Here is an 18,981-nt window from a genome sequence, read left to right on the forward strand (position 1 = left end):
TCCCTATGCAAGCTGTGCCAAGGCCTGGCGGAAGGCCGGCGGCAGGTTGTCACCGAAGCGCACCCGGCCATCGGCCTGGGTGAAGATGCCGGTGCGGGCCAGCCATGCCTCGAATTCCGGCCCAGGCTTAAGGCCCAGGGTCTGGCGCGCGTACAGCGCGTCGTGGAACGAGGTGGTCTGGTAGTTGAGCATGATGTCGTCGGAGCCTGGGATACCCATGATGAAGTTGATCCCGGCCACGCCCAGCAGGGTCAGCAGGGTGTCCATGTCGTCCTGGTCGGCTTCGGCGTGGTTGGTGTAGCAGATGTCGCAACCCATCGGCACTCCCAGCAGCTTGCCGCAGAAGTGGTCTTCGAGGCCGGCGCGGATGATCTGCTTGCCGTTGTACAGGTATTCGGGGCCGATGAAACCGACCACGGTGTTGACCAGGAACGGTTTGAAGTGGCGGGCCACGGCATAGGCGCGGGTCTCACAGGTCTGCTGGTCGACGCCGTGGTGGGCGTTGGCCGACAGCGCGCTGCCCTGTCCGGTTTCGAAGTACATCAGGTTCTGCCCGAGGGTGCCGCGTTTCAGCGAAAGGCCCGCTTCGTAGCCTTCCTGCAGCACGTTCAGGTTGATGCCGAACCCGGCGTTGGCCGCCTCGGTGCCGGCGATGGATTGGAACACCAGGTCCAGTGGCACGCCACGGTTGATCGCCTCGATCGAGGTGGTGACGTGGGTCAGCACGCAGGCCTGGGTGGGGATGTCGTAGCGCTGGATGATGGCGTCGAGCATCTCCAGCAGGGCGCAGATCGAGGCGATGCTGTCGGTGGCCGGGTTGATGCCGATCATGGCGTCGCCGTTGCCGTACAGCAGGCCGTCGAGAATGCTGGCGGCGATGCCGGCTGGCTCGTCGGTCGGGTGGTTGGGCTGCAGCCGGGTCGACAGGCGCCCGCGCAGGCCCATGGTGCCACGGAACCGGGTGACCACGCGGATCTTCTGTGCCACCAGCACCAGGTCCTGCACGCGCATGATCTTCGACACCGCTGCGGCCATTTCCGGCGTCAGCCCGGGTGCCAGGCTGCGCAGGCTGTCCTCGTTGGCCTCTTCGCTCAGCAGCCAGTCGCGCAGGCCACCCACGGTCAGGTGGCTGACCGGGGCGAAGGCCTGGGCGTCGTGAGTGTCGATGATCAGGCGCGTGACTTCATCATCTTCGTAAGGGATCAGCGCTTCGTTGAGGAAATGCGTCAGCGGGATATTGGCCAGGGCCATCTGCGCGGCGACCCGTTCGCCATCATTGCTGGCCGCCACGCCCGCCAGGTAGTCCCCCGAGCGGGCGGGGCTGGCCTTGGCCATCACTTCCTTGAGGCTGTCGAAGCGGTAGACCAGGTGGCCGACCGTGTGTACGAAACTTGCCATACAGAGTCTCCAGAGCCGCGGGTTGCCCCGCGGCGGGTGGCGGCGATCAGTGCAGGGCCTCTTCGGCCTTCTGGATCGCGGCGAATTCCTCTTCCGGTGTACCCGCGACCAGGTGGTGGCGGCTGTAGAAAGCAAAGTAGGCAATTAATACCGCATAGATCACTGCGGCGCCAATCACCACCCGTGGGTCTACCAGGAAACCGGCGACCACAGCGATGCACGCCAGTACCAGTGCCAGGCCCGAGGTGAAGATGCCACCAGGGGTGCGGTATGGGCGCTCCATCTTCGGTCGACGGATGCGCAGGGTGATGTGCGCGGCCATCATCAGCACGTACGACAGGGTAGCGCCGAACACCGCCACCAGGATCAGCAGGTCACCCTGGCCGGTCAGCGACAGGGCAAAGCCGATGATCCCGGGGATGATCAAGGCCAGTACCGGGGCCTTGCTCTTGTTGGTTTCCGACAGCTTGCGCGGCAGATAACCGGCGCGGGACAGGGCGAAGATCTGCCGGGAGTAGGCGTAGATGATCGAGAAGAAGCTGGCGATCAGCCCGGCCAGGCCGACCAGGTTGACGAAACCGCCCATCCAGGTGCTACCGCCGTAGGCCTTGGACAAGGCTTCTACCAGCGGGTTGCCGGACGCTTTCAGTGCTTCGGAGCCTGCGCCGCCGGGGCCGACCACCAGGATCAGCAGGGCGAAGGCCAGCAACACCAGCATGGCGCCGATCAGGCCGCGTGGCAGGTCACGCTTGGGGTTCTTGGTTTCTTCGGCAGCCAGCGGCACGCCCTCTACGGCAAGGAAGAACCAGATGGCATAGGGGATGGCCGCCCACACGCCGACATAGCCGAACGGCAGGAAGCTGCTGGCGCCCACAGCGTCCGTTTTGGCGATGTCGAACAGGTTGGCTGCATCAAAATGGGGCACCATGCTCACTAGGAACACGGCCAGAGCGATGGCTGCGATGGCGGTGATGATGAACATCAGCTTCAACGCCTCACCCACGCCAAAGATGTGGATGCCGATGAACACGATGTAGAACGCCAGGTAGATCATCCAGCCGCCGATGCCGAACAGTGACTGGCAGTAGGCGCCGATGAACACCGCGATGGCGGCGGGGGCGATAGCGTACTCGATGAGGATCGCCGTGCCGGTGAGGAAGCCGCCCCAGGGGCCGAATGCGCTGCGGGCAAAGCCGTAGCCGCCGCCTGCGGTGGGGATCATCGACGACAGTTCGGCCAGCGAGAAGCACATGCACAGGTACATGGTGGCCATCAGCAGGGTGGCGAGGAACATGCCGCCCCAGCCGCCCTGGGCCAGGCCGAAGTTCCAGCCGGCATAGTCGCCGGAGATGACGTAGGCCACGCCCAGGCCGACCAGCAGGACCCAGCCGGCGGCACCTTTTTTCAGTTCACGTTGCTGGAAATAGTCCGAGCCGACTTTTTCGAAGTCGACGGAAGAGCCTGCCGGCGAGCCGGCGGAATGATCGCTTGGCATAGATTCACCTGTTGTTTTTCTTGGTGGCCGGACGGGTTCCGGGCCGATGGTGATGGGTACTGCAGGAAGCGAGCCAGAGCGTTGGTGCACGGTTACCGCTCTGGGTTTTGTATATGCAGGCCTGGCCTCTTCGCGGGTGAACCCGCTCCTACAGGGGGTGTACAGCGCCTTAAGCAAGCGCAGTACCTGTGGGAGCGGGTTTACCCGCGAAGAAGGCGACGCGGTTTAGAAGAAGCCCAACGGATTGATGTCGTAGCTCACCAGCAGGTTCTTGGTCTGCTGATAGTGGTCGAGCATCATCTTGTGCGTCTCACGCCCGACCCCCGACTTCTTGTAGCCACCGAACGCGGCATGCGCCGGGTACAGGTGGTAGCAGTTGGTCCACACGCGGCCAGCCTTGATCCCACGGCCCATGCGGTAGGCACGGTTGATGTCGCGGGTCCACACGCCGGCACCCAGGCCGAACTCGGTGTCGTTGGCGATCGCCAGGGCTTCGGCTTCGTCCTTGAAGGTGGTGACGCTGACCACCGGGCCGAAAATTTCTTCCTGGAACACGCGCATCTTGTTGTTGCCCTTGAGCAGGGTCGGCTGGATGTAGTAACCGGTGGCCAGCGAGCCTTCCAGTTTTTCGACCTTGCCGCCGGTCAGCAACTCGGCGCCTTCCTTCTGGGCGATGTCCAGATACGACAGGATCTTCTCGAACTGCTGTTGCGAGGCCTGCGCTCCGACCATGGTGTCGGTGTCCAGCGGGTCGCCGCGCTTGATCTGCAGCACCTTCTTCATCACCACTTCCATGAACTGCGGGTAGATCGACTCCTGTACCAGTGCCCGTGACGGGCAGGTGCATACCTCGCCCTGGTTGAAGAACGCCAGCACCATGCCTTCGGCCGCCTTCTCGATGAAGCTTGGCTCGGCTTGCATGATGTCTTCGAAATACACGTTCGGCGACTTGCCGCCCAGTTCGACGGTGGACGGGATGATGTTCTCGGCGGCGCATTTCATGATGTGCGAGCCAACCGGGGTCGAGCCGGTGAAGGCGATCTTGGCGATGCGCTTGCTGGTGGCCAGTGCTTCACCGGCTTCGCGGCCATAGCCTTGCACCACGTTGAGCACGCCTTTTGGCAGCAGGTCACCGATCACTTCCAGCAGCACGGTGATGCCCAGCGGGGTCTGTTCGGCCGGCTTGAGCACCACGCAGTTGCCGGCGGCCAGGGCCGGGGCGAGCTTCCAGGCGGCCATCAGGATCGGGAAGTTCCACGGGATGATCTGCCCGACCACGCCCAGTGGCTCATGGATGTGGTAGGCCACGGTACCTTCGTTGATTTCCGCGGCGCCGCCTTCCTGGGCGCGGATGCAGCCAGCGAAGTAGCGGAAGTGGTCGACCGCCAGCGGAATGTCGGCATTGAGGGTTTCGCGGATCGGCTTGCCGTTGTCCCAGGTTTCGGTAATGGCCAGCAGTTCGAGGTTCTGCTCGATACGGTCGGCGATCTTCAGCAGAACGTTGGAGCGGTCCTGCACTGAAGTGCGGCCCCAGGCGTCGGCTGCAGCGTGGGCGGCATCCAGGGCTTTGTCGATGTCTTCGGCAGTGGAGCGAGGGAATTCAGCGATCAGCTTGCCATTCACCGGGGAGGTATTTTCGAAGTACTGCCCCTTTACCGGAGGAACGAACTCACCACCGATGTAGTTGCCGTAGCGGCTCTTGAAGGAAACCTTCGCGCCTTCGGTACCGGGATGTGCGTAACGCATGGTGTGTCTCCTGGCTATTGTGTTTGTTAGGGAGTTGGAAAGCGTAGAGCAAAGGTTGGGCCAGCGTTTCGAGCGCCAGGTAAATCAATGACTTGGCTCGGTCCTTTGGGCCGGGCCCACGATCTCTGTGCCAGCGCCGGTACGCGCGGGGGTGACACTTTGTGCCATTTGCGACACGTAACCGGAGGGTGCATTGCAAAGCCTTCCCGGGTGGAGGATGCTGGCGGGACTCTCTATCTGCGGAGAACTACAACAATGCAGAGCAATCATTTCAGTCGCCATGCCCAGCAAGTCCATACCGTCGCCCATGGTGGGGCCGGGGAGGGTGGCAGTGACCCGTCCATCGCCCGCTCCTGGCTACGCTGCCTGGAGGACTACCACCTCGACCCGTCGGTGATCGAGGCCCCGGTGGTGCTCGAGCATGGGCGCTTGCTGGAAAGCCGCGAGCGCCTGCGCCAGGTGCTGCAGATTGCCGACCATGAAATGAACAGCCTGCACCAGCAGCTTTCCGGGGCCGGCCATGCGGTGCTGCTGACCGATGCCCGTGGGGTGATCCTCAATTGCGTCAGCGCGCCGACCGAGCGGCGCAGCTTCGAGCGTGCCGGGCTGTGGCTGGGCGCTGACTGGAGCGAGGCGCGCGAGGGCACCAACGGCATCGGCACCTGCCTGGTCGAGCGCCAGGCGCTGACCATTCACCAGAACGAGCACTTCCGCGGTCGCCACACCGGCCTGACCTGCTCGGCCAGCCCGGTGTTCGACCCGCATGGCGAGTTGCTGGCAGTGCTGGATGTGTCTTCGGCGCGGCCCGACGTTTCCCGGCAGAGCCAGTTCCACACCATGGCTTTGGTCAACCTGTCGGCGAAGATGATCGAAAGCTGCTACTTCCTGCGCCATTTCGAACAGCAATGGCTGCTGCGTTTTCACCTGCAGGCCGAGTCGGTCGGCCTGTTCAGCGAAGGCCTGCTGGCGTTCGACGGTGACGGGCGCATCTGCGCCGCCAACCAGAGCGCGCTGAACCTGCTGGGCACGGTGCGTGGTGGCGTGCTGGGCAAACCGCTGGAACGCTTCTTCGCTTGCAGCCACGACGAACTGTTCAGCCGCGCCACGCCTGGCGGCAGCACGGCGTGGCCGCTGCATACCCTGGACGGGCGCCAAGTGTTCGCCAGCCTGCGTGGCCTGGCGCGCGCACCGGTGTGGTCGGTACCAGCCGCCCAGCCGCGGCCCACGCGGGAAGTGGAGCCGCTTATCTGCCTGCTCGACCCCGCCTTGCAAAACGACTTCCGCCGCAGCGTGCGGGTGTTCGAGCGCGATGTGCCGCTGTTGCTGCGCGGCGAGACCGGCTGCGGCAAGGAGGCCTTCGCCCAGGCCGTGCACCAGGCCAGCGAGCGGCGCGGCAAGCCGTTCGTCGCCATCAACTGCGCCTCGATCCCGGAAAGCCTGATCGAGAGCGAACTGTTCGGCTATCGCGGCGGCAGCTTTACTGGTGCACGCAAGGAAGGCATGCGCGGCAAGCTGCTGCAGGCCGATGGCGGCACCTTGCTGCTGGACGAGATTGGCGACATGCCACTGGCCCTGCAAACCCGCCTGCTGCGCGTGCTGGAGGAGCGCCAGGTGGTGCCGATCGGTGGCGAGCCGCAGGCGGTCGACGTGCGCATTGTCAGCGCTACTCACCGTGACCTGCTGGAACGGGTGGAGCAGGGCAGTTTCCGCGAGGACCTGTATTACCGGCTGAATGGTCTGGAAGTGGCATTGCCTGCGGTGCGCGAGCGCAGTGACAAGGCGCAGTTGCTGGACTTTCTGCTGCGTCAGGAGACGCAGGGAGAACCGATCGATATCGAGCCCAGGGCGCGGCAGGCACTGCTCGACTTCGCCTGGCCGGGCAACGTGCGGCAGATGCGCAACGTGCTGCGTACCCTGGTGGCACTTTGCGAAGACTCCCGCATCGCGTTCCCGGATCTCCCCACCATTCTCCGCAACAGCACCGTCCCTGTAGGAGCGGCCTTGTGTCGCGAAAGGGCCGCAGAGCGGCCCCAGGGTCTCAGCAGCGCCGACCAATCTGCAGGGGCTGCGTCGCAGCCCGATCGCGACACAAGGCCGCTCCTACAGGATGCGGAGCGGCAAGCATTGTTGGAGACGCTAGATGCAAAACACTGGCACCTCACCCGTGTCGCCGAGCACTTGGGCATCAGCCGCAATACCTTGTATCGAAAACTGCGCAAACACGGCATCACCAGAGCCGACTGAGCGAAACATCTGGTGCGATTTGTCGCGCCCTGGGCTACCCTGCCTCGATGTTTTGCGAGGTCGACCATGCATATTCACATTCTCGGTATTTGCGGCACTTTCATGGGCTCGCTGGCGGTGCTGGCCAAGGAACTTGGCCACCGCGTCACCGGCTCGGACGCCAACGTCTATCCCCCGATGAGCACCCAGCTTGAAGCCCAGGGCATCGAGCTGACCCAAGGCTATGACCCGGCCCAGCTGGACCCGGCGCCAGACCTGGTGGTCATCGGCAACGCCATGTCGCGTGGCAACCCGGCGGTGGAGTACGTGCTGAACAAGGGCCTGCCCTATGTTTCCGGCCCGCAGTGGCTGGCCGACCACGTGTTGCAGGGCCGCTGGGTGCTGGCCGTTGCCGGTACCCACGGCAAGACCACTACCAGCAGCATGCTGGCCTGGGTGCTGGAACATGCCGGCATGAGCCCGGGCTTCCTGATTGGCGGTGTGCCGCAGAACTTCTCGGTGTCGGCGCGCCTTGGCGATACGCCGTTCTTCGTGGTCGAAGCCGACGAGTACGACAGTGCCTTCTTCGACAAGCGCTCGAAGTTCGTCCACTACCACCCGCGCACGGCGATCCTCAACAACCTCGAGTTCGACCATGCGGACATCTTCCCCGACCTGGCCTCGATCGAGCGGCAGTTCCACCACCTGGTGCGCACCATTCCCAGCGAAGGCCTGGTCATCCACCCCACCACCGAGCAGGCGCTGGAGCGAGTGATCGGCATGGGTTGCTGGACGCCGGTGCAGACCACCGGCGAAGGTGGCCAGTGGCAAGCCCGTCTGCTCAGCCCCGACGGCTCGCGCTTCGAAGTGCTGTTCGACGGCGAAGCGCAGGGCGTGGTGGACTGGGCGCTGACTGGCCAGCACAACGTCGCCAACGCCCTGGCTACCCTGGCAGCGGCGCGCCATGTAGGCGTGGTGCCCGCCATGGGCATCGAAGGCCTGAGCGCCTTCAAGAGCGTCAAGCGGCGTATGGAGAAGGTTGCCGAAGTGCAGGGCGTGACCATCTACGATGACTTCGCCCACCACCCGACCGCCATCGCCACCACCCTGGACGGCCTGCGCAAGCGCGTTGGCGAAGCCCCGGTGATCGCCGTGATCGAGCCGCGCTCCAACTCGATGAAGCTCGGTGCCCACCGTGACGGCCTGCCGGAAAGCGTCAACGACGCCGACCAGGTGATCTGGTACGCCCCGGCCAACCTTGGCTGGGACCTGGCTGCCACCGCCGCGCAATGCAAAGTGCCCAGCGTGGTGGCCGACAGCCTCGAAGCGATCATCGAGCGGGTCAAGGGGCAGGCCCGCGCGGGTACCCATGTAGTGATCATGAGCAACGGCGGCTTCGGCGGCCTGCACGGCAAGCTGGCCGAGGCACTGAAGTGAGCGGGCCGGAACGCATCACCCTGGCCATGACGGGCGCCTCTGGTGCCCAGTATGGCCTGCGCCTGCTCGACTGCCTGGTGCGTGAGGACCGCGAGGTGCACTTCCTGATCTCCAAGGCCGCGCAACTGGTGATGGCCACCGAGACGGACGTGGTGCTGCCGGCCAAGCCACAGGCGATGCAGGCTTTCCTCACCGAATATACCGGCGCTGCCGACGGGCAGATCCGCGTGTATGGCAAGGAAGACTGGATGTCGCCGGTGGCCTCGGGCTCCGGCGCCCCGGCGGCAATGGTAGTGGTGCCCTGTTCCACTGGCACGCTGTCGGCGATTGCCACCGGTGCCTGCAACAACCTGATCGAACGTGCTGCCGACGTTACCCTCAAGGAGCGTCGCCAGCTGATCCTGGTGCCGCGCGAGGCGCCGTTCTCCACCATCCACCTGGAGAACATGCTCAAGCTGTCGCAGATGGGCGCGGTGATCCTGCCGGCGGCGCCGGGCTTTTATCACCAGCCGCAGACCATCGACGACCTGGTCGACTTCGTGGTGGCGCGCATTCTCAACCTGCTGAACATTCCTCAGGACATGTTGCCGCGCTGGGGCGAGCACCACTTCGGGGTGGATGATTGAAGCGAGCGCTGGCGGGTTTGATGGCGCTGGTGCTGCTTGGTGGCTGCGCCACGGTGCGCACGCTGGATGCCAACAAGCCCGGAGCACCGGTGGTGTATGCCGGTACCCGGCTGGACTTGTATGTGATCAATGGCGGGTGCTGCCCGCGGGATCGTTACGGGGCTGAGGCGCCAACGTATCCGGGGCTGGACCTGCCGGGGAGCATGTTGCTGGATACCTTGTTGCTGCCGTTGTCGTTGCTGACAGCGGCCGGTGTAGGCTTCCAGGCCACTGGTGGCCTGTAAGGGCCCTTTCGCGGGTAAACCCGCTCCTACAGGATCTGTGTAATCTTCTTGTGATCACTGTACCTGTGGGAGCGGGCGTGCCCGCGAAGAGGCCATCACAAGTGAAGCCTACTTCTTGCCCAACCTGCGCAACTCATCCGACTCCACAATCCGCACCCCGTCCTCTTCCTCCAGCGCCAGCCGCCACAGCGCCCGGGCCAAGGTACAAGCCTCGATCCCCCGGTACTTCCCGGGTATCAGCCTGGCAAACGGCGAAGCCAACTGTTCGCCGAGCCGCGGCTCGACCCGCTCACCCAGCAGCAACGACGGCCGCACGATGGTCAGCTGCGGCCAATCCTGAGCCTTGAGTGCCTCCTCCATCTCACCCTTGACCCGGTTGTAGAAAATCGACGATTTCGGGTCGGCGCCCAATGCACTGACCACCAGCAGATGCCGCGCGCCCAACTCCCGGGCACGCTTGCTGAAAGCCACCACCATGTCCAGGTCCACCGCGCGGAAGGCCGATTCGGAACCGGCCTGCTTCAGCGTGGTGCCCAGGCAGCAATAGGCGATATCGACCCGCCCACCCAGTTGTGGAAGGAACACAGCCGGGTCGCCTACCGGGTTTTCCAGGTGCGGGTGCTCGGCCAATGGCCGGCGGGTAGGCGCCAGTACGCGAGTGATGGTGGGCTCGTTGAGCAGACGGTCAAGCAGGTGTTCACCTGTCAGACCCGTGGCACCGGCAAGCAGGACATGCTGAGGCGTCAAATACATGATGTCTCTCCCTTGTTACACACAAGCTTAGTGGCTGCCGGGCGTTTGCGCCTGTTCCCCCGCGTTGGCCTGTGCGGCGTTACGCAATGCTTCTTCGGCCTGTTGCCGGCGCAGGTGCTGCCAGTGCTCAAGCACCTTCGGCGGCGCCCACAGCTGCGGTTCGGAGGCCTCGAAACCTTCCCTTTGTTCTCTTTCGGCAACGCTGGCGCGCGCCAGTTCAAACGCCTGTTTCAGGTCGTCGGTCTGGTTCAGCGCTTCGGCGAACAGGGCATCGCCGAAATAGGTGAAATCGGCTTCTTCCGAGCAACCGAAAGACACGCGGTCGGCCCGGGCGGCGGTCATGATGAGCGTGCGCTCATCTTTGAGCGGCGTGATGTAGCCCCCTGAATAGCAGGCGGATATGACAATCACCTTGTCGCGGTTCTTCAGCGGTGCCAGCGCGCTCGCCAGCTCGTCGGCAGACAGATCGGCCAGCTGCAGGCGCGGTTGGTCGAGTACCAGCTGATGGTCCTGGCTGCCATGACTGGTGAGATAGATGAACACCAGGTCTTCGGGGCCGCTGCGCTCGGCCAGGGTGCGGGCGGCGCGGGTCAGGTTTTCGCGTGTGGCCATGGCTCGGGTGGTCATGTGGTCGCGGTGGTTGACCAGGGTCACCTGGCCACTGGCGCCAAAGCGCACCTTGAGCATGTTGCTGACATAGTCGGCTTCGCGCATGAACACGCTCTGCTGGCCATCGCCGGCCACCACCAGGCTGTATAGCTGAACTGGTGGCGCCGAGCGCGGTACCCGGGCCAGCGCTTCATCCAGCAAACGGCCCTGGTTGAGCAGCGCCAGGTCCAGAGGGTCGGGCAGCAGCTTGCCGTTCTGGTCCCGTACGCGCACGCCGTTGCTCCAGGTGCCACTTTCGACCTTGCCGTTGGCCAGGATCAGCCGGCCCTGGCCGTGGTAGGCATCGTTGAGAAAGCCACCGATATACTTGCTGCCGTCGGCCAGCTGCAGGCTGCCCTGGCCCGACAGGCGCCAGTCGGCGAAGGTGCCTTTGTAGTGGCTGCCATCGCTGCCCAGCAGTTCGCCTTCGCCAACCAGCGAGCCGTCCTTGAATTCGCCGATCCACACATCACCATCGGCATTTTCGTAGCGGCCACGGCCTTCCAGGCGGTTGTCCTTGAACTCGCCGATGTACTGCTCGCCGTCAACGCTGTCGTAGGTGCCGCTGCCCTCCAGCTGGCCATTTATGAAGTGGCCGCTGAACTGGTTGCCGCTGGCATCGCTGCGCACCCCGGCGCCGTTGGGCTTGCCCTTGGCGAACAGGCCCTGGTAGCGGCTGCCGTCGGCCAGTTCCAGCTCGCCGGCACCTTCGTACAGGTCGTCCTTGAACTGGCCGCGGTAGGTCTGGTCGTCTTGCTTGAGGGTGCCTTCGCCGTCGCGGCGGCCGTGGCTGAAGGTGCCGGCATAGTGGCTGCCCGGGGTGGTCAGCTCGCCCAGCCCCTGGAACAGCCCTGCGGCGAACTGGCCGCGATACACCTCGCCGTTGCGGCCGTGCCATTCGCCCTGGCCGTGCCATTGGCCGTCCTTGAAGGTACCGGCGTACCAGCTGCCGTTGGGGTAGTCGATCCGGCCCTCGCCTTGCAACAGGCCATCGACCACCTGCCCCCGGTACCGCCCACCGTCAGGCAGGCGTGCGTCCGGCGGGAGCAGCGATTCGCCATCGCCGCAGGCGGCGAGCAGCAGGACCAGGGTGACGGGGAGCAGTGAACGCATGGCGAGAACCGGGCAATAGGTCTGCCGAGTATGACGCAGAATGGGATCCTGAAACAGCGAACGCATGTGCTGGCGCAGCTTTCGAGCCTGCACTGCATTGAAAAGCTGGCACGGAACCTGTGGGAGCGGGCGTGCCCGCGAACACCGGCGAAGCCGGTGCCATGTACCGTGTGGCTTTCTTCGCGGGTGAACCCGCTTGTATGGTTAGACTTGAAGGGGTGGTGGGACTAAATGCCCGATTCTGACTGTTCACAGCAGTACAGACCGTGGGAGACATCGCCCCACCCCTTCCACCAAAGCGCCGATAAAGAATGCATCGTTTGCAAGCGACGATAGAAGCAAGCCAGCGCCTCTTGGTGAAACCCCTTCAAGCCGAAAAACCATAACGTGAGGAGCCGCCCATGGCAATGCAGGTAGGTAAGTTGATCGTGGGTGCGGATGTCGCGAAGGCTGAGCTGGTTATCCACCACGATGATCGCGACGAGATCATCAGGCTGAAAAACTCCAAACTCGAGATCAGAAGGTGGCTCAAGCAACAAACCCTCAACACCGCTATCGCTGTTGAGGCGACCAATGTCTACCACTTGGACCTGGTTGAATTGGCCCACAGCCTAGGCTTCGAGGTCTATGTCATCGATGGTTTTCAATTGAGCAACTACCGGAAAAGTGTTGGGGGACGGGTTAAAACCGACCCCTCCGATGCTCGGTTGTTGTCCCGTTTTTTAAAAAATGAAGGCGAGGACCTTCGCCCTTGGAGCCCGCCTCCCGCTGTCTACGGCAAGCTTCAGAGCCTCTTGCGACGCAGAGCCGCCTTGGTGACTGCTCGTACTGCAATGACTCAGAGCTGGGCTAACGAAAGCCTTTTGAAAGCCGCCTTCGAAACTTTTGTGAAGTCGATAGATCGGCTGGATCAGTTGATTCAAAAGAAGATTAAAGAAGTACTGCGAGACGCTGGGCTACAGGAACAAGTCGCTCGCTGCCAGGCAGTAGAGGGCATTGGTTTTCTCACCGCCGCAGCATTGGTGATGGCTTTTACAAGGGGCGAGTTCAAAAGCAGTGACTCGTACATTGCATTCCTAGGAATGGATTTACGAGTCAGTGATTCCGGGCAGAAGAATGGGCGACGTCGCCTCACCAAGCGAGGTTGTTCAGAAATTCGTCGCTTATTGCACAACGCTGCGATGGCGGCCAGCAGATCGGCAGCCTGGAAAGGGCTTTACGAACAGCATCGGAGCAGTGGTAAAGCAACAACCCAAGCTTTGGTAATCCTGGCAAGAAAGCTCGCGCGGGTGGCATTCGCCCTGATGAAAAATCAGGACGAATACGTCACTAAAGGCGCGAAACTGGCTTGCTGAAAACCATAGAATCTCCCACAGGTATTGCGGTGAATTTCAGCTTTGCGCAATCCCTATGGGAGCGGCTTTAGCCGCGAACACCGGCGAAGCCGGTGCCAGGCACCGTGTGGTCTTCTTCGCGGGTGAACCCGCTCCCACAGCTATTGCGGTGAATTTCAGCTTTGCGCAATCCCTGTGGGAGCGGCTTTAGCCGCGAACACCGGCGAAGCCGGTGCCAGGCACCGTGTGGTCTTCTTCGCGGGTGAACCCGCTCCCACAGGTATTGCGGTGACCTTCAGCTTTGCGCAATACCTGTGGGAGCGGCTTTAGCCGCGAACACCGGCGAAGCCGGTGCCATGTACCGTGTGGCTTTCTTCGCGGGTGAACCCGCTCCCACAGGTATTGCGGTGACCTTCAGCTTTGCGCAATCCCTGTGGGAGCGGCTTTAGCCGCGAACACCGGCGAAGCCGGTGCCAGGCACCGCGTCGCCTGCTTCGCGGGCACGCCCGCTCCCACAGGTTCCGTGTTGCCTTTGAGGTGCAATCAGCGCACGCCCGGCGAAACGATGATCTTCACGTTCTCCTCCTTGTTGTTGACCAACTCCTCGAAGCCCAGCTCGACAATCTGCTCCAGCCCGATCCGCCCGGTCACCAGCGGGCCAATGTCCAGCCTGCCGTCAGCGATGAAGGCAATCACATCGGCAAACTCGCCGTTGTACGCCAACGCGCCCAGCACCTGCTTTTCGGTGGACACCAGTTCGAAGAAGTTGAACTCGCTAGGCTCCTCGAATATCCCCACCAACACGCACTTGCCCGCCTTGCGGATGGTGTCGATGGCCAGCTTGGCCGTGTGCTTGTTGCCGATGCATTCAAAACTCACATCCGCGCCCAGCCCGGCAGTGAGCTTGCGGATTTCCACCAGGGCGTCGCACTGGCTGGGGTCCAGCACCACGCTGGCGCCAACCTCTTTGGCCTTGGCCTTGCGTGCCGAGGACATTTCCAGGGCGATCACCTGCGCCGCGCCTGCCGCCTTGGCACACATGATGGTGCACAAACCGATAGTGCCGGCTCCAACTACCACCACCGTCTCGCCAAGCAGGCTGCCGGCCTTCTTTACCGCATGCATGCCCACCGCCAGCGGTTCGATCAGCGCCCCGGCCTCAGCCGGGAAACCCTGCGGCAGCCGGTACAGCAGGTTGGCGGGCACGTTGACCAGTTCGGCAAAGGCGCCATTGTTCATCAGGCCGGTGAAGGCCAGGCGCTCGCAGATGTTGTACAGGCCGTGGGTGCAGTAGTAGCAGGTGCCGCAATGCTGGCAGGCGTCCGCAGCCACCGGGTCACCGACGGCAAAACCTTCCACGCCTTCACCCAGCTTGGCGATCTGGCCGCAGAACTCGTGGCCGAGGATGCACTGGCCCTGGATGCCGGTCAGCGGGTGCGGTGCCTCCACCGGGATGAATACCGGGCCAGCGACGTATTCGTGCAGGTCGGAGCCGCAGATGCCGCACCAGTCCACCTTGATCTGCACCCAGCCGGGCGCAGGGTCGGCCGGCAGGGGCACCTGTTCGACGCGAATATCATTGCGGCCATGCCAGACGGCGGCGCGCATGTGGGTGTGGCTCAGGTCGTTCATTGTTGTTCTCCAGGCTCACGGAAAGGGCTTAGTGCTTGCGCAGGAACGCGAGCAGTTGCTGGTTGACCTGTTCGGCCGCCTCCATTTGCACCATATGGCCAGCCTCGGGCAGCACCAGCACTTCAGCCTCCAGCCCTTCGGCATGGCTGGCCGGGATGATCGCGTCCTTGCCGCCCCACACCACCAGGGCCGGGTGTTGTCCCAGCACCCCGCGCAGGTCGTGGCGCTGCCGGTCGCCGTCGGCGATGGCCGATGCCAACAGGCGCAACGCGTCGTCCACGCCTTCCAGTCTCTTGAACTTGAGCATGTCCTCCAGCATCTGCCGCGTTACCAGTGCGGGGTCGGCAAACAGCTGTACCATCTGCGGTTTGAGGGCATTGCGGTTAGCGGCAGCGACGAAGCCTTGCAGGTACTGTCCGTTGATCTCCTCGCCCAGCCCGGCACTGGCCACCAGGCTCAGGCTGGCCACCCGTTGCGGCGCCAGGCGCGCCACATTCAGGCTGACCGCGCCGCCCATGGAGTGGCCGGCCAGGTGGGCCTTGGCGATGTCCAGGTGGTCGAGCAGGGCCAGTACGGTTTCGCTCAACTCATCCAGATCGCCCCGTTGCAGGGCCTTGGCCGACTCGCCATGGCCCGGCAGGTCGAGGGCGATTACCCGTCGCTCGGCAGCCAGCGCCGGGTGGTTGAACAGCCAGTTGTTGAGGTCGCCACCAAAACCGTGCACCAGCACCAGCGGCGTGCCGCCTTCACCCAGCTCGAACCAGCGCAACTGCCGGCCAGCCACTTCAGCCTTCTGTGGCGCCGGCCCTTGGGCCTGGTCGGCGCCACCCTCGGCGACGAACTCGGCCTGGAAGCGCTGCACCACGGCATCGATTTCGGCTTCTTCGGCTTCGCCTTCCACCACCACCGCCAGCAGGGCTCCGACCGGCAGGGTTTCATCAGGCCTGGCCACCTGACGGCGCAACACACCGCTGAACGGGGCTTCGACGCTGCTGCTGATCTTGTCGGTCTCGACGTCCAGCACCTCGTCGCCCTTGCTGATTTCGTCACCTTCCTGCTTCAGCCAGGTATCCACCCGGCCCTCGGTCATCGACAAGCCCCACTTGGGCATGGTCAGGGTATGGATCTGGCTCATGCGGCACTCCTTGCGGCTTCGATCACTTTGCGTACCGCAGCCTCGATCTTCGCCGCGTCAGGGATGTACAGGTCTTCCAAGGCATCGGAGAACGGCACAGGAGTATGCGGGGCGGTGACCATTTCGATCGGGCCCTTGAGCGCGCCGAAGGCCTTCTGTGCCACCAGCGCGCTGATGTCGGTGGCCATGGAGCAACGCGGGTTGGCTTCGTCGATCACCACCAGGCGACCGGTCTTTTCCACGCTTTCCAGGATGCTGTCCTCATCCAGCGGGCTGGTGGTGCGCAGGTCCAGCACCTCGCAGTCGATACCCTGGCGGGCCAGGTTGTTGGCGGCCTCCAGCGCCACATGCACCATGCGGCCATAGGTGACCAGGGTCACGTCGTCGCCATCACGCAGGAAGTTGGCCTCACCGAACGGTACGGTGTACACCTCTTCCGGCACCTCTCCCTGCATGCTGTAGAGCAGCTTGTGCTCGCAGAAGATCACCGGGTCGTTGTCGCGGATCGCCTGTATCAACAGGCCCTTGGCATCGTACGGCGAGGACGGGCAGACCACCTTCAGGCCGGGAATGTGCGTCCACAGCGAGGTGAGCATCTGCGAGTGCTGGGCCGCCGCGCGCAGGCCGGCGCCGTACATGGTGCGCATCACCAGCGGGGTGACCGCCTTGCCGCCGAACATGTAGCGGAACTTGGCGGCCTGGTTGAGGATCTGGTCCAGGCAGCAGCCGGCGAAGTCGACGAACATCAGCTCGCACACCGGGCGCAGGCCCTGGGTGGCAGCACCGACGGCAGCGCCGACGTAGCCGATTTCCGACAGCGGTGCGTCGAGCACGCGCCCCGGGAACTGATGGTAAAGGCCCTTGGTCACGCCCAGCACGCCCCCCCAGGCGTCATCCTCGCCGGGGGCACCGGCGCCGCCGGCAACGTCTTCGCCAATGATGAATACAGTGTTGTCGCGGCGCATTTCCTGGGCCAGGGCTTCGTTGATGGCCTGCTGGTAGCTGATCTTTCTTGCCATGGTGATTCTCCTGTTGTTCTTGTAATCCGCGGCTCAGGGGTAGGCGACGTAGACGTCGGTGAGCAGGTCGGCGGGCTGTGGCTTGGGATCGGACTTGGCGCGGCGCACGGCGTCTTCGATCAGGTCCTCGACGCGGGCGTCGATGGCGTCCAGTTGCGCAGCCGTGAGCAGGCCGGCGCGGGTGGTCTTGTTGCGGAACTGCATGAGGCAGTCGCGGGATTCGCGCAGGTTCTTCACTTCGTCCGGGGCGCGGTAGGTTTGTGCATCGCCTTCGAAATGGCCGTAGTAGCGGCTGAGCTTGACCTCGATCAGCGACGGGCCTTGCCCGGAACGCGCACGTTCGATGGCAGCGCCGGCGGCCTCGTACACGGCAAAGAAGTCGAAACCGTCGATGGTGACACCGGGCATGCCGAACCCGGCCGCGCGGTCGGCGATATGGTCGCAGGCAACCGACCAGGTCGAGGCGGTGGCTTCGGCGTAGCCGTTGTTCTCGGCCACGAAGATGCACGGCAGGTTCATGATCGAGGCCATGTTCATTGCTTCGAACACGGCGCCTTCGTTGGAAGCGCCATCGCCGAAGAAGGCCACCGATACATCGTCGCGGCCTTTGATCTTGGCCGCCAGCGCCGCCCCGGCCACCAGCGGAGCGCCGGCACCGACGATGCCGTTGGCGCCGAGCATGCCTTTTTCCAGGTCGGCGATGTGCATCGAACCGCCTTTGCCGCCGCACACGCCGGTCTTCTTGCCGTAGATCTCGGCCATCATGCCGTATACGTCCACACCCTTGGCGATGCAGTGGCCGTGGCCGCGGTGGGTCGAGGCGATACAGTCGCTATCGCGCAGGTGGGCCATGACTCCAGCGGCGGAAGCCTCTTCGCCGGCATACAGGTGCACGAAGCCAGGGATCTCGCCGGTGGCGAACTCGACGTGCAGGCGTTCTTCGAAGGCACGGATGGTGCGCATCACTTCATAGGCATGCAGCAGTTGTTCGGTACTGAGTTGATTGGACATCTTGTTGTTCTCCGGGGTTGTCTCAACACGGGTTTGCAGGGTGCAGCCGATGGCCACGGGGCACGGCCAGCAAGTGATGGCGGGCGGCGTGCGCCAGTACGGCCTCGACGTCCACGCTCAATGGGCCTTGGTGGTCGAGGGTGATGGTGGGGCTGTCATGCTCGGCGAATTCGATTTCGCGCTCGCCGTCCAGCGCCAGGGTGCCGCTGGCCAGGCTCAGGCGATGGGCTACGCCGGGCGTCAGGGCGCCGCTAGCGGTGATGCCGCAGCCTTGCAGCAGGCCGGGTGCCAGTGGTGCGAGCAGCGCTTGTTCAGCACCGGGGTTCAGGCGTACCCAGGCACCGTGCGGGTCCTGGCGCGAGACCGGGCACCACAGGCCGCACAGGGCCGAGAGGCCGATGGCATGGGGTTCGGCGAAACAGGCGAATACTTCGCAAAGGTCTTCGCTGCGGCTCAGTGCCCGAGCGCCGATGAAGCGCTGGGGCGATACCGCCACCTCCACCAGTGCCCATTCGGCAAGCTGTTGTTCGGGCACCTTCACCAGCAGGCGCTTGTTGCGGCGCAGGCCGATGCTCGGCGGTACCCGGCCGCTGGCAAGCAGGCCGCCGGCCAGGCCGGCGCTGGTGGCCTCGCGCAGTTCGGGGAAGGCATTGTTGGTGCCGGTGGACAAGGTCAGCAGCGGTACGTCACCGGCCTCGGCAGCAACTGCCTTGTGGGTGCCGTCGCCGCCGAGCACTGCAATCATCGCCACGCCGCGTTCGACCATGCGCCGGGTGGCCAGGCGGGTATCGGCAACGGTCTGGGTCAGCGGCAGGTCGAGGATCTCGATGGCCGGCCAGTGCTGGTCCTGGGCGACCGGGCCCTGGCTGGCCTTGAGCACGGCAGCGGCGATGCCGGTCATGTCGCTGGGCAGCAGCACCTGACCGATGCCGGTAGCACCGAAGGCAGCGAGCAGGCGCTGGATCGCCGATGCCTTGTCGGTACTCGAATAGAGCCCGGCATTGGCAGTCAGGCGGCGCAGGTCGCGGCCAGAGGCAGGGTTGGCAATGATGCCGACAGTTGGGGCGGGTAGCGGCATGGCGCACCTCGTTTCTTGTTTGCCAGTGCTGGAGCAAGCGGGATGCCAG

15 protein-coding genes are annotated in these 18,981 nt (G+C 64.0%); 5 read left to right on the forward strand and 10 right to left on the reverse strand.

The features are described 5' to 3' along the window. Window positions 1-3 precede the first annotated feature (3 nt). The 3 genes from QN085_RS02915 to exaC form a co-directional block, all read right to left on the reverse strand. Window positions 4-1,398 (reverse strand): ethanolamine ammonia-lyase subunit EutB, encoded by a 1,395-nt coding sequence (locus tag QN085_RS02915; RefSeq protein ID WP_013970694.1) that lies wholly within the window; start codon window positions 1,396-1,398, stop codon window positions 4-6. Between the two features lie 46 nt (window positions 1,399-1,444). Continuing rightward, a complete protein-coding gene (eat, locus tag QN085_RS02920; protein WP_013970695.1) occupies window positions 1,445-2,893 on the reverse strand; it encodes an ethanolamine permease in 1,449 nt (482 codons plus the stop codon). Between the two features lie 225 nt (window positions 2,894-3,118). Then, the gene (exaC, locus tag QN085_RS02925) at window positions 3,119-4,639 is read right to left on the reverse strand and encodes an acetaldehyde dehydrogenase ExaC (RefSeq protein WP_003257045.1); all 1,521 of its coding nucleotides are present in this window, start codon (window positions 4,637-4,639) and stop codon (window positions 3,119-3,121) included. 255 nt (window positions 4,640-4,894) lie between these two features. On the opposite strand from exaC, the gene QN085_RS02930 reads away from it, so the two are divergent. From QN085_RS02930 to QN085_RS02945, 4 genes are all read left to right on the forward strand, one after another. Beyond that, the gene (locus QN085_RS02930) at window positions 4,895-6,883 is read left to right on the forward strand and encodes a sigma-54-dependent Fis family transcriptional regulator (protein ID WP_041506280.1); all 1,989 of its coding nucleotides are present in this window, start codon (window positions 4,895-4,897) and stop codon (window positions 6,881-6,883) included. Between the two features lie 66 nt (window positions 6,884-6,949). Next, complete coding sequence (gene mpl / locus QN085_RS02935; RefSeq protein ID WP_024086190.1) at window positions 6,950-8,299, forward strand: UDP-N-acetylmuramate:L-alanyl-gamma-D-glutamyl-meso-diaminopimelate ligase; 1,350 nt, start codon at window positions 6,950-6,952, stop codon at window positions 8,297-8,299. Beyond that, window positions 8,296-8,925 carry a flavin prenyltransferase UbiX gene (gene ubiX / locus QN085_RS02940; protein ID WP_013970698.1) on the forward strand — a complete coding sequence of 210 codons (630 nt, stop codon included), beginning with the start codon at window positions 8,296-8,298 and terminating at the stop codon, window positions 8,923-8,925. Before mpl ends, ubiX begins: the two co-directional genes overlap by 4 nt. Continuing rightward, window positions 8,922-9,209, forward strand: coding sequence for a YceK/YidQ family lipoprotein (locus tag QN085_RS02945; RefSeq protein ID WP_023660805.1), 288 nt, complete (start codon window positions 8,922-8,924; stop codon window positions 9,207-9,209). Before ubiX ends, QN085_RS02945 begins: the two co-directional genes overlap by 4 nt. A 108-nt stretch (window positions 9,210-9,317) precedes the next feature. Here QN085_RS02945 and QN085_RS02950 read toward each other — a convergent pair whose 3' ends face one another. Together QN085_RS02950 and QN085_RS02955 are read right to left on the reverse strand one after the other, a co-directional pair. After that, the gene (locus QN085_RS02950) at window positions 9,318-9,962 is read right to left on the reverse strand and encodes an oxidoreductase (RefSeq protein ID WP_013970700.1); all 645 of its coding nucleotides are present in this window, start codon (window positions 9,960-9,962) and stop codon (window positions 9,318-9,320) included. 27 nt (window positions 9,963-9,989) lie between these two features. Then, window positions 9,990-11,723: a C13 family peptidase gene (locus tag QN085_RS02955; protein ID WP_031324316.1), complete on the reverse strand. Its 1,734-nt coding sequence runs from the start codon at window positions 11,721-11,723 to the stop codon at window positions 9,990-9,992. Window positions 11,724-12,124: 401 nt separating this feature from the next. On the opposite strand from QN085_RS02955, the gene QN085_RS02960 reads away from it, so the two are divergent. Next, window positions 12,125-13,078, forward strand: coding sequence for an IS110 family RNA-guided transposase (locus QN085_RS02960; RefSeq protein WP_013973518.1), 954 nt, complete (start codon window positions 12,125-12,127; stop codon window positions 13,076-13,078). A 522-nt stretch (window positions 13,079-13,600) separates the two neighbouring features. Here the strand turns inward: QN085_RS02960 and QN085_RS02965 are convergent. Genes QN085_RS02965 through QN085_RS02985 form a run of 5 tightly spaced genes read right to left on the reverse strand, consistent with a single transcriptional unit; the run spans window position 13,601 to window position 18,932 of the window. Beyond that, window positions 13,601-14,665 carry a 2,3-butanediol dehydrogenase gene (locus QN085_RS02965; protein ID WP_230397108.1) on the reverse strand — a complete coding sequence of 355 codons (1,065 nt, stop codon included), beginning with the start codon at window positions 14,663-14,665 and terminating at the stop codon, window positions 13,601-13,603. A 52-nt stretch (window positions 14,666-14,717) separates the two neighbouring features. Further along, window positions 14,718-15,824, reverse strand: coding sequence for an acetoin dehydrogenase dihydrolipoyllysine-residue acetyltransferase subunit (locus QN085_RS02970; RefSeq protein ID WP_013970704.1), 1,107 nt, complete (start codon window positions 15,822-15,824; stop codon window positions 14,718-14,720). Beyond that, entirely contained in the window at window positions 15,821-16,843 is a 1,023-nt protein-coding gene (locus tag QN085_RS02975) for an alpha-ketoacid dehydrogenase subunit beta (protein ID WP_013970705.1), read from the reverse strand. The genes QN085_RS02970 and QN085_RS02975 overlap by 4 nt, the downstream gene beginning before the upstream one ends. Before the next feature lie 33 nt (window positions 16,844-16,876). After that, window positions 16,877-17,854, reverse strand: coding sequence for a thiamine pyrophosphate-dependent dehydrogenase E1 component subunit alpha (locus QN085_RS02980; protein ID WP_015268810.1), 978 nt, complete (start codon window positions 17,852-17,854; stop codon window positions 16,877-16,879). Window positions 17,855-17,876: 22 nt separating this feature from the next. Then, window positions 17,877-18,932 (reverse strand): ATP-NAD kinase family protein, encoded by a 1,056-nt coding sequence (locus QN085_RS02985; RefSeq protein WP_013970707.1) that lies wholly within the window; start codon window positions 18,930-18,932, stop codon window positions 17,877-17,879. Between the last annotated feature and the right edge of the window lie 49 nt (window positions 18,933-18,981).

This window comes from Pseudomonas sp. M2(2023) (assembly GCF_030263955.1).
In the GTDB taxonomy this organism is placed as follows: Bacteria; Pseudomonadota; Gammaproteobacteria; order Pseudomonadales; family Pseudomonadaceae; genus Aquipseudomonas; species Aquipseudomonas asiatica.